This is a genomic window from Nostoc sp. 106C, from assembly GCF_002154725.1.
GTDB lineage: Bacteria > Cyanobacteriota > Cyanobacteriia > Cyanobacteriales > Nostocaceae > Aulosira.
Window position 1 is genome coordinate 19,189 of sequence record NZ_MTAW01000226.1, and the last position, 13,646, is coordinate 32,834.

Sequence of the window (13,646 nt, forward strand, 5' to 3'; positions counted from 1 at the left end):
CCTTGGAAGTAAAGTTTTTGCAGACTACAATGGCGTGTGGTATTAGCGACTTTGGGAAAGAATGATCGACTACCACTTTAATCAGCATAACTTTTACAGTTTACGGGTTGGGGTTTAGTTGTACCTACATATCTTTAAGATTTGTTGATTAACAGCCTTGGGAAAAAGTTATAGTTCTTCAGTTTTCTGTGCTACTGCGATCGCCATTCTTTTTTTTTGCTGTGCTGACGAAGTTGCTGTGCTAGCTGTGCTGCTTCTCTTTCTGCTTGAAAGATATCAACTTTTCGCATCGTCAGGATAAATGACTCGTCTGGTTTTTGTAGTATCCAAGGAACGCTAACTGGCAAATACTGACAAATGCTTTTGTATGGCTGACTTTTCTTTTGCAGTGTGCCAGCTATCGTTTTGAATTCCAAAATCATTGCTTCCAACTGTGCGGCCATTTGATTGATGCATTGTACTTGCACTACTAGACGCTCCCATTCATTGCCAATATCATGCTCTGGAAATTGCAATGGCGCGATCGCAGTAGTTATTGTTTTTACCTGTAACGGTGAAATAGGAATAGCGACAGGTTTTTTGTCGCTGTCTTTAATTTCTCTCATCATTCCTCTAACAAAACTAATTTGGCTTTTTAGGCATTTTAACAGTTAAATAGTATTTTTGTACTATAAAATTTGTATCTGAGATTTGCGCCTTGAAAACCCGTCCTTGCTAAAAAATTTATCTTGCAAAAGAATAATATTTTGTATTAAAAAGGCTCAAGTATTCCTGCCTGATTCTACAAACATAGCGCTCAAACTCTCTTCTGTAACTTCGTTAGCAAGATTACCTACATAAACTGACATAGATTATTTCCAAAACCATGAGTGTGTAGAGATTTATATTTCGGAGAATAGTCTGTGAATATCAAAAGGAATAAAGCCTATGAATAATAAAAACAAACAAGGTCGCCGAATTAACTCTTAGTTCTCAGTGTGACTAGGATGGCTATATGGCTAGGAGATTGTGAAGCTATAATTCTTGTAAACTAAACTTTTCAAATCTGCTGGTAGTATTCTCCAATGCAAACAATTAAAAATTTAGTTATTCATTTGATAATTTTTCCGCCATTCTTCAAGATACTCTATAGTTACTGATTTAGTTATTACATTCACACCATTACCTCTCCAATCAACTTCTGGATCTGTGGTAAAAACACCACATTCCAATTGCTCAGGTTTGATATGCCAATATTCACTAAATCGGCTTTTTAAAGTAATAACCTGCTCAAAAACTTTATTCCTATGCTTATTCCTTCTTTTTCTTTCTGTCGCTCCTGTTGCTTCTGTATCAATAAATTTAGTTTCAATTAAAAACAGATTACCTTGATTTGTAAGGTAAACAAAATCACATTTTCCTAAATCGGTATAATCTGCAATGGGTGATTTTTCAAATAACAACAATTCAGAGCAGGAAGGAAAAAATTTGTTGAGATTTAGAAATAAATAAGCTTGTAATAGAAGTTCTTTGTCATATGGAAAAAAAATCACCCCTTCAAAAAATTTTTTGATATCTTCCTGCGTTTGGGGTTGAATTCTTTTACAATATGAGACAAATTTAGTTAGATCATTCACGATCATCAAGACTTAGCTCCTTCCCCTGGCTACTGCCTAAATGGCATGGCATCAAAAGATACCATGTATTAAAGGAAGTTATCATCCGCATAAGTAACCAAAAAACCGACTAAACAGCCTTTTGTCTCCGGCTATATACTGTTGACGGAGTAGTAAATCTTATGTCAATCTAATTCAAAAATTCTCAGTAATGACCCTATACAGGTAGTCTTTTATAAAACCTAGTTAAATTGTGATTTACTAGCTTCAACTACCAGTAAGCGGTTTGATATGAGCTGGGAATCTAGCATTTTGAAGAGCTATAACAGCGCTAAGAGAATCTTGTACCCAAAATTGTCTACCAAAACGGACAAGTTGACGAGAATTTCCAGCTTGTACTATGCCAATCACAGGTATTTTTGCCTTATCTTTGTCTCCTGATTGTTCTTTCAAAATAGTTCTTAAGCGATCGCGTTCTTCAATATTGTCTGCTTGTAGGGGAGACAATTCCACCATTACCAGTTTTACAGTATCAACTACTTCAGCATCTTCAACAATAAATTGAGTTTGTTCGTCTCTTCGGTCTACTTTTCCCCAGATAATCAATCTGGCATCAACTACGAGCAGAGAACTAATACGTTCGTAGGTTTTGGGAAAAACTACTGCTTCTGATTGAGTAGTTAAATCTTCGATTTGCAAAATTGCCATTGGATCGCCTTTTTTGGTGATCACTTTTTTTACATTATTGAGCATAACAACTGCACAAAGCAGTGTATCTTCCCTTTGTTCACCAAGCTGCGATAGGTTAATTGGAGCCAAAACTAGAGATGATTGTTTAAGAGATTTGAGGGGATGGTCTGATACATAAAAACCCAAAAGTTCTTTTTCCATCTGTAATTTTTTTTGTGGCGGAAAATCGTCAACAGCTTGGGCTTTTGGCGCAATTTCAAACGCATTATTGGCAGTTTTATTATTAGAAGAAAATCCTCCTAATAAATCAAAGATACTTCCCTGACCGCTGGCTCGATCTTTGGCACGGGATTGTGCCCAGTCATAAACCAGTGGTAGATCTTGGGTCAGCTGATGACGGTTAGATTGAATTTTGTCAAAAGCGCCGCAAGAAATTAGCGACTCCAAAGTCCGGCGGTTAACAGCACGCAGATCCACGCGATCGCAAAAATCCCCCAGAGATTTAAACTCTCCACCTTCGTTTCTGGCTTCTAAAATAGAGGCGATCGCATTCTGCCCCACATTCCGAACTGCCGAAAATCCAAACAATATTTTTCCTGCTGCTGGCGTAAAATCTACACCAGAGCGATTAATATCTGGCGGCTCGATTTGAATATTCATACTCATACAGGTGGCAATATATTTTTGCACCTTGTCGGTATCACCACTGTTAGCCGTTAACAGTGCCGCCATATATTCCAACGGATAATTAGCTTTTAAATATGCTGTTTGATAAGTTACATAACCATAGGCAGTTGAATGAGATTTATTGAAACAATTGGAAGCTATCAAACCATTTTTGATGGCAAAATTATGGTCCCGCTTAACTCCTATGTCATAAACATTTTGTTCGCCCAAAGATTTACGTGTAACTATTTTGACCATATTTTTATTAATTCCTTAAGTAAATCTATAAAATTCTTTAATTTGTAAAGTTATCAAGATTTTAGACTAGCCAATGCCCATACTACAAAATCTATTCCAGGGCGAACACTGCTATACTCTTACACGAAAATAGGCAAAATTTAGGTACTGGGAACTAGGGGAAATAACCAATGATGGCAGTTGCTCCACTTGGAGAAACCCCAAGACCGCACTGCCTCCCCCATACCCAATTCCCAATGACCCATGCCCAATCATAATGTACTAAAATCAAGGACTTGAGTCACAAAGGGAGCAATCATGGCATCCATCCGCGAGTTGCACGAACAACTAATTAAAAAAGAACGTTCTGCCGTTGAAATTACCCAAGAAGCTTTAGACCGCATTCAAGCGTTAGAGCCGAAATTGCACAGTTTCTTGTGTGTAACTGCACAGCAGGCGTTGGAGCAGGCTCGTGCAGTGGATGCAAAAATCGCTGCTGGTGAAGAAATTGGACTGCTAGCAGGAATTCCTATTGGTATCAAAGATAATCTCTGTACCAAAGGGATAACCACCACTTGCGCCTCCCGGATTTTAGAAAATTTTGTGCCGCCTTATGAATCAACGGTAACGCAAAAATTAGCAGATGCTGGCGCTGTCATGGTAGGAAAAACAAACTTGGATGAGTTTGCAATGGGCAGTTCCACAGAAAACTCTGCCTACCAAGTGACGGCTAATCCTTGGGATTTGTCGCGAATTCCTGGTGGTTCTTCGGGTGGTTCAGCAGCGGCTGTGGCGGCAGAAGAATGTGTTGTTGCCCTTGGTTCTGATACTGGCGGCTCAATTCGCCAACCTGCTTCTTTTTGCGGTGTAGTAGGGCTAAAACCGACTTACGGATTAGTTTCTCGTTACGGTTTGGTGGCTTATGCTTCATCTTTGGATCAAATCGGGCCATTTGGCCGCACAGTAGAAGATGCGGCAATATTATTAAATGCGATCGCAGGTTACGATCCCAAAGATTCAACTAGCCTGAAAGTAGAAATTCCTGATTATGCGGCTAGCTTAAAACCAGACTTGAAAGCAAGAAGAAAGTTGAGAATAGGTATCATCAAAGAAACTTTTGGTGAAGGCTTAGACTCGGTGGTAGAACAAGCAGTTACCAAAGCGATCGATCAATTACAACATTTGGGAGCAGAAATTCACGTGGTTTCCTGTCCCCGCTTCCGCTATGGCTTACCTAGCTACTACATCATTGCCCCATCGGAAGCTTCCGCCAACTTAGCTCGCTATGATGGTGTCAAGTATGGTTTGCGTGCTCCTGATGCAGAGAATCTGCTGTCGATGTACACTCGTACCCGCGCGTCTGGTTTTGGTACAGAAGTAAAACGGCGGATTATGATTGGCACTTATGCCCTTTCTGCTGGCTATTACGATGCTTACTATCTTAAAGCTCAAAAAGTCCGCACTCTGATTAAGCAAGACTTTGAAAGAGCATTTGAACAAGTTGATGTGTTAGTTTGTCCTACTGCTCCCACTACAGCATTTAAAGCAGGAGAAAAAACTACAGATCCTTTGAGTATGTACTTAACTGACTTGATGACTATTCCTGTTAACCTTGCGGGTTTACCAGGCCTAAGTGTACCGTGCGGATTCGATGAGCAAGGGCTACCTATTGGATTACAGCTAATTGGCAGAGTGCTGCGAGAAGATCAACTGTTTCAGGTAGCTCACGCCTATGAGCAATCAAGTACCTGGCATATTCGTCAACCACAACTTTCTTAAAAATAGAGGCTTTTTATGAAGCAATAGTACTCAACTACATTAATTATGACGAGCTACGAGATTCCCGATTTTTCAAAAATTCGGGAATTCTGATCTCTCACCGCTAGAAAACAAGAAATACTAAAAAATAAATTATCTAAAAACAGAATATAGAAAGACTTTTGGTAAGACAGACATCTGGATATTTATTTAATTGCAATAGACACAGCGCTACGATGTTTTCATCTGTGATGCCGTAACCCACTATGGCACCTGCCTAAATTTCTCCTAAGTTATTTATTCTCAGTCTTGTTTGAAAACTTACTATCTTCTATAGTGTATTTTTGTAAATTTTTGTATATAATCTTACTGAGAATTCCAACTCATTAAAATTTTCTGTTCGGGTTTATCCTAGCTGGACAATTTCTAAGCACCAGTTAGGAAAAATTTCGTGTTTATGAGTATTAGTAATTTTACTTAATTATCTATATGAGAAGAGACGAGCTGCAACTACCATTAGATTTATTATTAAAGGTGCTACTTTGTTTAGGTATTATTGCGGCGATCGCCTATTGTGGATTTTGTCTGTTGCTTTTTATTCAGCAACCACGGTTCATCTTTTTTCCTTCTAATGTCATTCAAGAGACACCAGAGCTGTTTAATGTTGCTTATGAAGAAGTTTGGTTACCAGTACCGATGCGATCGCGTAGAGTGGAACACATCCACGGTTGGTGGCTCAAAGCTAAGCACTCGAATGCCAAAGTATTACTGTATCTACACGGTAACGGTATCAATATTGGTGCAAATATTGCTCATGCCTATCGGTTTTATCAACTAGGCTTTTCTGTATTGCTTATTGACTATCGAGGTTATGGCCGCAGTGAAGGTACTTTTCCTAATGAAAGGAGAGTTTATCAAGATGCAGCCACAGCTTGGAATTACCTAGTACAGCAACTACAGATTCCACCAGGGCAGATCTTTATTTACGGGCATTCTTTGGGAGGTGCAATAGCCATTGATCTGGCAGTCAAACATCCGAATGCTGCTGGATTAATTGTGGAAAGTTCTTTCACCTCCATTCGCGAGGTAGTAGCCTACAGGAACTTGTTTTGGATGTTCCCCGTCAATTTAATTCTGACACAGCGTTTTGAATCAATTAAAAAATTACCAAAGTTAAAAATGCCAGTTTTATTTATTCACGGCACCGCCGATTCAAGTGTGCCGTTTTTGATGAGCCAAAAACTGTATGCCAATGCACCTGAAACTAAAAAGCTGATTTTGGTTCCTAACGCAGGACACAATGACGTAGCAGATGTAGCTGGTGTGGAATATATGCAATGGATAGATGATTTTGTTCAACAAGTTTATGTTCCCAGGTAATTAAAAGGCTAGTAGAAATTATGCCAAATTCAAATTACCTTAAGAAAGCTATTATTCAAGCGTCTATAGTAAATTCTCTTCTCGACTTTTAAAGTATTTCTTATAGTAGGTTTATTGCGGCTCTACTTTAATATTATCTTGTTTAAGAAACTTTCGTGAGCGCACCAGTTTGTATTGCATCCATATATACATAACAGATCTACGCAGGCTATAGTAGCTATTATGGTAATATTTAATGCAATCAAAAAATATCTTTATTTTGTAAAATTTAACCCTAATAGCGTAAAAAATTAATACACAACAATCCGGATAAGTGAGCCAATAGTTGAAGGAATTATACAGGTGGAACTACTATCTACTCCAGTACTGGAAGAGACTTAAAATTATGGCTATGACTCCTGTATATTTAATAACAATTCCTGGAAATACTCCTATTGAAATTTCTCAAGATGAATTGCGATCGCTACTTGGCGAAATTGAAGCCGAATTGCATCGTAGTAAGGTTTATCGCCGCGCTTTAGCTAGCTTACAGCAGTTGCTAGGATCGTCAGCCGAGCAAGCCAAACTTTTATTTAAAGCTGTCAGTAGAGAAGCAATTGGTTTAGCATTTCAGCAATTTGCAACACATGGTCAGCAAGTCACAGATAGTAGTTCGCAAACAGATGTAACTAGTGTTTCTGCGAGTGTTGAACAAGAAGAATCAAAACATTCGACACAGCGTTTAATAAGTACCAAATCACTAGCACAAGAATCGATTGCAAATAGTAAAGTAGGTAATTTACCTTCACAAACAAGCATACCTGTAGATTTAGCAAAAACCCGAGAATCTAAATTTCCAGCAGCAGCATGGATGAAGCGGTTTAATCTGAATAAACAAACTTCTAATGCTGAACAAAATAAGCTTACTGTAGCGGAAGAGTATGCAGTAAGTTTGCGTCAAATTAGCCAACAACTTAGGGAAGCTCGTGAGTCTAGAAGATTGTCTTTGATGGAACTGCAAGCATATACTCACATTCCACTCCATCATATGGAAGCTTTAGAAAATGGGAATTTAGAATTATTACCAGAAGATGTATTTATTCGTGGCTTTATTCGCATTACAGGCAATGCTTTAGGGCTAAATGGTACAGCCTTAGCAGCTTCTTTACCTAAACTTGAGACAGCCAAATCAGTTTTGCCTTCTTGGTGTCAAGCGAAAAAAGCGTCTGGGGGATCGGGGCTTGAAATCCGCCCGATGCATTTGTATGTTGGTTATACAGCGCTGGTTGCTGGAGCCGTAGGAGGATTATCTTTGGTATCACAACAAGCCAACTCTGACAAAACGCTGCATGTGAATGTTGATAATCAACCCTCTTCATCCCTATCCCAGTCAAAACAGAAAACTGAAGCAAATGCTAAGCCAGGAATCAAGTCTAGTAATACTACTGTCATAGTCGGGCCTGATATTTCCCCACCAGAAGCACTTTAGTTAAGGTATATTTTTGACTTAGCGTAGGCATCGCATTTTACTCTGATGGTTGCTAGGATTTTAAACCAATACAGTTCAGTTAAGAAAATTCATTGACAACAAAGCTCACAAATAATTACTAAACAAAAAACCGAACAATTATTTTGGAGGGGGCTTGGGGGATTCTCCCTCAAATCTTGGTTTTGTTCGATAGATGAGAACTCTTATCACCTTAACTGAACCGTATTGGACTTTAAACTTCTACTGCTATACAACTTAAGGCAATCAGTACCAGAACCAGGCACAATTCTTGGTCTTATGACTTTAGGAATGGGTGGACTGTTAACCTGGAAGAAGAGTAAAAATGGCAAACCTGAAAAGGTGACAGTTTAATTAAAGGTAAATTCAAGATTCGGAATTCTATAATTTTGAATTTATCTTTAATTAAGTCTAGTTGTTTTTAATTATCCTATTAGTTATTACTTTTTTTGTAAAAACTATAAAGTGTAATGCAATAAATATTTAAGTAGGGGCAAAACACAATAGATATTTTGCAAAAATCATGATTAATAATTTGGAACCATAGATAAACACCAATGTACACTAATGAGTAACTGTGTACCTCTTGTGTGAATCTATGGTTTTTTTGCTAGAAAATTGATTGTTGTAAAAGACTTTATGAAATCTATTTCACAATGTAGGGAAAAAATCTCTACTTTCCAGGATATAGGTTTGATTTTTAACCTAATTTTAATTAATCGGTATCTTGCAAAATAAGTCCAAGAATCACTAAATATCAATGTAAGTTAGCAGTTGAGACAGTTTTAAGCTTTAGTCAGCCAAGACTCTAACGCGGTTTTTGCTATTCTCGTTGTCACAAGAATAATGAACATGCTCAAAATACCACTTTTGTAGAGATTCTTGTTTACATCATTCTTAATCTGAGGTTTATAGGTACGAGAAGTCTGATAGTAGCAATTACGGTAGAGTGCGCATGTAGTCGCGTCAGTAGTTTGAGCGATCGCCAAAGTTGCTATAGATGCTATTGAGCCTGCAAGAATAAAAGATGTAAAGCGATTCATAAGTCGTGAGCTTAGAAAATCGATATTACTTACTACACCTACAAATACAAGAATTTCTGAAATCTAGCTAAAATTGCTGTAAAGCATATAATGTAAGGCTTTAATCCAACCCGCATTTGCTCTTCTACGTGACCTAACCTAGATTTATCAACAATCTTCATAAACTACACAGCTCTTGAGTCAATCCTATCCAAAAGAGATTTTGTGTAAGTTGCAAATATCCGAATTTATTACCGTACTACTCATTTGCTACTCAAAAGGGTAGCCTGGAAGTGGCGGTTGTTCACTTGCATATACCCATCATGTTGCCTAAACCCAAGAAATATTGGACACCTTCACATTGGGCAAGTTGGAAGCCCTTTGGTATTGGCGAACAGTATCCGAATAACTACTGGGAAGTTTTTCGAGCAATGTGGTTGTCACGTAAGCAGCTGCCTTATGCATGGAATATTTTAAATAAGGGTGTCTGTGATGGTTGCGCTTTGGGAACCACCGGGATGAAGGATTGGACGCTGGATGGCATTCATCTGTGCAATGTAAGGCTGCGGCTATTACAAATGAATACTATGCCAGCTTTTGATCCAGCGCTGCTGAAGGATATTTCTCTGTTGCAAGCTCAAAAAAGTTCCCAGTTGCGCGATCTCGGAAGGCTTCCTTACCCAATGATTCGTCAACGAGGAGAAAAAGGTTTTCGCCGTGTAAGTTGGGATTATGCCCTAGAAGTAATTGCCAGCCGTATTCGTGCTACTACACCAAACCGCCTGAGCTTTTACATTACCAGTCGCGGCACTGTTAACGAAACCTACTACGCTACCCAGAAAGCTGTGCGGGCAATGGGATGTAACAATATTGATAATGCCGCCCGTATCTGTCATTCTCCTAGCACAGCAGGTCTTAAGTCTGCTCTAGGTGTGGGGGCTACTACTTGTTCCTATAAAGACTGGATTGGTACGGATTTATTGGTCTTCATTGGCTCTAATGTTGCTAACAATCAACCTGTCACCGTTAAGTATCTCCACTATGCCAAGAAAGCTAGTACAAAAATTGTAGTGATTAACACTTACCGCGAGCCTGGAATGGAGCGCTATTGGGTGCCCTCAATTGTAGAAAGTGCTTTATTTGGCACTAAGTTTGCTGAAGATTTCTTTCTGGTCAGCTTGGGCGGAGACATGGCATTTTTGAATGGCACAATTAAGCACATGATTGCTAACGACTGGATAGACCAATCGTTTATTGACAGTTATACAAGCGGTTTTGAAGAACTCAAGGCATTGCTGGCCAGCCAATCTTGGGAAGAATTAGAACGGCTTTCTGGAAGCACTCGCGATGAAATGTATGCCTTTGCCAAAATGGTTGGTAAAGCCAACAAAGCTGTATTTGTCTGGAGTATGGGAATCACCCAGCATGAATGCGGCGAAGATAATGTCCGAAGCATCATTAACCTAGCACTCACTAAAGGTTTTGTCGGTCGGGAAGGCTGCGGTTTAATGCCAATTCGCGGTCACTCTGGAGTACAGGGTGGCGCAGAAATGGGATGTTACGCTACAGTTTTTCCTGGTGGTAAACCCATCACTTCAGAAAATGCTGCTCAATTGAGTCAGATATGGGGTTTTGAAGTACCTGCAACTCAAGGTTTAATTGCTCCAGAAATGATTAATGCAGCGCATCAAGGACAGTTAGATGTGTTGTTTTCTGTAGGGGGTAATTTCCTAGAAGTATTGCCAGAACCAGATTATGTAGAAGGTGCGTTGCAGCGGATACCACTTCGGGTGCATATGGATATTGTGCTTTCTAGCCAAATGTTAGTGGAACCTGCGGATACAGTAGTGCTTTTACCTGCTACAACTCGCTACGAAATCCCAGGAGGAGTAACAGAAACTAGCACCGAACGGCGAGTAATTTTCAACCCCGAAATTCCAGGGCCGCGCGTTGGAGAAGCGCGTCCAGAATGGCAAGTATTTATGGAATTGGCAAAACGGGTAAGGCCAGATTTAAAAGACAAGCTGGGTTTTGAGAATACAGCTATAATGCGCCAGGAAATTGCCCAAGTTGTTCCCCAATACGCTGGAATCCAACACTTACAGCAACAGGGAGATCAATTTCAGTATGGTGGTTCCCATCTGTGTTTTGGCTGGAGCTTTTCTACACCCAATGGCAAAGCACATTTTACACCTTTATCTCCACCTCAAAAACAATTACCAGCAGGTTGTTTCTTTGTAGCAACGCGTCGGGGCAAGCAGTTTAATAGTATGGTACAAGAACGCAAAGATGCGATTACTGGGGCAGTACGAGAAGCAGTATTAATGAATGCCTCCGATGCGGCAAAATTAGGTTTAAAAGATGGCGATCGCGTAATTCTAAAAAATGATTTAGGACAGTTACAAGGACAAGTTTATTTAGCGCCGATTCAACCGGGAAACTTACAAGTACATTGGCCAGAAGGAAACATACTTCTAGATAAAAGTAAGCGTTCTGTAGAAGGAGTACCCGATTATAATGCGATCGCACGTTTGGAAAAAATCTGAATTCAGCTTCATCCAGGTTACACTAAAACTTACTCACTAATGACTAAGCCTTTGAGAAGCAAGACAAAAGCTACTGTCTGGGTGGTAGAAAATAGTAAAATGCGTACCCGCATCGATCATCTCACAACTGAAGAACCTTTGGAAATTCGGCTAGTTTCTCAGAATCGCACCATAGCTGTTACCATGCGAACACCAGGGGCCGATTTTGAATTAACCGCTGGTTTCTTATACGGCGAAGGAGTCATTAACTCTAAAAAAGATATTCAACGCATGAGTTATTGCGTCGATGAATCTGTAGATGGTGAGCAGCGTTACAACATAGTAAATATAGAACTCCGAGAAGGTTTGATTCCAGATTTACAACCGTTGGAGCGACACTTTTATACTAATAGTGCTTGTGGTGTGTGCGGTAAAGGTAGCCTTGAAGCTTTGCGTTTGCGGGGTTGTCCAATAATTCCCTTAGGCCCTGTGGTTACACCAGAAATTATTTACAGCCTACCAGAACAGCTTAGATCTGCTCAATGTATCTTTACTGCTACAGGAGGCTTGCACGCTGCGGCTGTGTTCAATTCTCAAGGGCAAATGCTAAATTTGCAAGAAGATATTGGCCGTCATAATGCTTTAGATAAATTGATTGGTTCAGCTTTGCTTAGTGACGATTTACCTTTAAATAATCATATTCTCATGGTTAGTGGACGCTCTAGCTTTGAGATTTTACAAAAATCTACTGCTGCTGGGATACCTATTGTTTGTTCTATTTCTGCTCCTAGCAGTTTAGCTGTTTCTGTTGCTAAAGAATTCGGAATTACTTTAATTGGCTTTCTGCGGGGAGAACGTTTCAATGTCTATACTGGTTGGGAAAGGATAAATGCTATTTAAATATCGTGAGTATGAGCCAATTTGCTAATCTTACTTATGGTAGATTTAATCATGAATATAAAATTGAAACTCAACTATAAATCATCAGTTTTTACCAAACCATCTTCTATAAAATAGATACCTAGTTGATATCCATCCAATAAAGCAGTTATCAATAAAGATGCTCCCTAAAGATACTTAGATTTTTTAAAAATTAAACTATGTTCCTATAGTTTTTTCTAATAAATGATAAGTGACAAATTAAACTTTCAGTAATTAAGGGAACTAATGCTATGACAACTGCAACTATTGAAAAAGTCGTAGCTGCTTACTTTGCCAATATTTCCACTATGAATCCTGAAGGCTGGGTAGAAAACTTTGCTGAAGATGCATTAAGTTACGATCCTGTTGGTGAACCACCTGCAAAAGTACATGAGGGATTTCGTCAATTTATTGGGCAATTGCAAGCAGTATTTGAGAAACTAGAACCAACAACCGAGCATATTTTTGTAGCTGGTAACGAAGCAGCAGTTAAGTGGACAATGCGAGGGTTGAGCAAAACTGGTAAATCAGTAACCTTTGAAGGTATTACGATTTTTGAGATTAACGAAGCAGATAAAATTCAAACTATTCGCGCTTACTGGAATCCAGCAGCAATGGTGGCTCAACTGCGCGCTTAAAATTACCATTTTTACAGGTCAAACTATCCACCTTAGCGGCTGTGCGCTAGACTAGAGGCATTGGGAGCAAAATCTCTGGCAGTAAGTTCAACCAACGACTAATCTTCACCACTCCAGCGACAATGTCTCAACAGCATAATGAATCACCCCAAATTCAGCAAATAATCGGATTGAAAGCAAATCACTTTGCTGATTTAGTTAGAGCAGCACAATTAATTTTCGACCCCGCAGCAGGACTTTCTGGCAGACATGTAAACGTTGACTGGCGAGAGTTCGGTATTCCCCTTGATGTGGTAGAAAATCTCAAATTACTTGGTGAGCAGTATCGATATGCATCTCCTCATATTCCTGTTGAAATCATTTGGAGCCAATTGACTCCAGCAACTCGTATTTGGTTTATGCAATATAAAGATGAGTTGTGGCAGTTAGAAGAAGCTTTCCCGGCTCTTGATGAAGACTAATGAAATACAGATGCCAAGATAGCTGAAACAGTAGAAAACTAGACTCTGGAAAAAATACAGTCTGTACGTAAGGGCACAACTCATGTTGTGTCTTTACTGTAAGATTAACTACAAAAAGTATTTAGTAACTACTTTTGATCATGCTAAGACTATACTTTGTGTATACCAATCCTATACCATTGGTTAGAATATTTGAATTTAAAGGCTGGCTGGGGTATTGCGCGAGCGCATTAGCTGATGGGCAAAGTTAAACTAATGAAAAACGCG

General features: G+C 39.2%; 12 protein-coding genes. 8 read left to right on the forward strand and 4 right to left on the reverse strand.

Features of this window, described 5'->3' with window-relative positions; translation table 11 throughout:
• Positions 1-191 precede the first annotated feature (191 nt).
• From BV375_RS33235 to BV375_RS33245, 3 genes are all read right to left on the reverse strand, one after another.
• Positions 192-608, reverse strand: coding sequence for a hypothetical protein (locus BV375_RS33235; RefSeq protein WP_243714132.1), 417 nt, complete (start codon positions 606-608; stop codon positions 192-194).
• Between the two features lie 474 nt (positions 609-1,082).
• Complete coding sequence (locus BV375_RS33240; protein WP_086768516.1) at positions 1,083-1,622, reverse strand: hypothetical protein; 540 nt, start codon at positions 1,620-1,622, stop codon at positions 1,083-1,085.
• A gap of 240 nt (positions 1,623-1,862) precedes the next feature.
• Positions 1,863-3,209, reverse strand: a complete 1,347-nt coding sequence (locus tag BV375_RS33245) for an OB-fold nucleic acid binding domain-containing protein (protein WP_086768518.1) — start codon at positions 3,207-3,209, stop codon at positions 1,863-1,865.
• A 297-nt stretch (positions 3,210-3,506) separates the two neighbouring features.
• On the opposite strand from BV375_RS33245, the gene gatA reads away from it, so the two are divergent.
• The 4 genes from gatA to BV375_RS33265 all read left to right on the forward strand — a co-directional run bounded on the left by gatA (position 3,507) and on the right by BV375_RS33265 (position 8,166).
• The gene (gene gatA, locus BV375_RS33250) at positions 3,507-4,967 is read left to right on the forward strand and encodes an Asp-tRNA(Asn)/Glu-tRNA(Gln) amidotransferase subunit GatA (RefSeq protein WP_086768521.1); all 1,461 of its coding nucleotides are present in this window, start codon (positions 3,507-3,509) and stop codon (positions 4,965-4,967) included.
• A 468-nt stretch (positions 4,968-5,435) separates the two neighbouring features.
• Complete coding sequence (locus BV375_RS33255) at positions 5,436-6,326, forward strand: alpha/beta fold hydrolase (protein WP_086768524.1); 891 nt, start codon at positions 5,436-5,438, stop codon at positions 6,324-6,326.
• 385 nt (positions 6,327-6,711) lie between these two features.
• On the forward strand, positions 6,712-7,794 hold the full coding sequence (locus BV375_RS33260) for a helix-turn-helix domain-containing protein (protein WP_086768526.1): 1,083 nt from the start codon (positions 6,712-6,714) through the stop codon (positions 7,792-7,794).
• Between the two features lie 225 nt (positions 7,795-8,019).
• Positions 8,020-8,166, forward strand: coding sequence for a PEP-CTERM sorting domain-containing protein (locus BV375_RS33265; protein WP_086768528.1), 147 nt, complete (start codon positions 8,020-8,022; stop codon positions 8,164-8,166).
• 431 nt (positions 8,167-8,597) lie between these two features.
• On the opposite strand, the gene BV375_RS36370 is transcribed toward BV375_RS33265, so the two are convergent.
• Positions 8,598-8,855: a hypothetical protein gene (locus tag BV375_RS36370; protein ID WP_143842286.1), complete on the reverse strand. Its 258-nt coding sequence runs from the start codon at positions 8,853-8,855 to the stop codon at positions 8,598-8,600.
• 302 nt (positions 8,856-9,157) lie between these two features.
• On the opposite strand from BV375_RS36370, the gene BV375_RS33270 reads away from it, so the two are divergent.
• The 4 genes from BV375_RS33270 to BV375_RS33285 all read left to right on the forward strand — a co-directional run bounded on the left by BV375_RS33270 (position 9,158) and on the right by BV375_RS33285 (position 13,379).
• Positions 9,158-11,380, forward strand: a complete 2,223-nt coding sequence (locus BV375_RS33270; protein ID WP_086768530.1) for an FdhF/YdeP family oxidoreductase — start codon at positions 9,158-9,160, stop codon at positions 11,378-11,380.
• A 39-nt stretch (positions 11,381-11,419) separates the two neighbouring features.
• Positions 11,420-12,259: a formate dehydrogenase accessory sulfurtransferase FdhD gene (gene fdhD, locus BV375_RS33275; RefSeq protein WP_086768532.1), complete on the forward strand. Its 840-nt coding sequence runs from the start codon at positions 11,420-11,422 to the stop codon at positions 12,257-12,259.
• 272 nt (positions 12,260-12,531) lie between these two features.
• Positions 12,532-12,918: a nuclear transport factor 2 family protein gene (locus BV375_RS33280; RefSeq protein WP_086768534.1), complete on the forward strand. Its 387-nt coding sequence runs from the start codon at positions 12,532-12,534 to the stop codon at positions 12,916-12,918.
• Positions 12,919-13,040: 122 nt separating this feature from the next.
• Positions 13,041-13,379, forward strand: coding sequence for a hypothetical protein (locus BV375_RS33285; protein WP_086768536.1), 339 nt, complete (start codon positions 13,041-13,043; stop codon positions 13,377-13,379).
• The last annotated feature ends 267 nt before the right edge of the window (positions 13,380-13,646 follow it).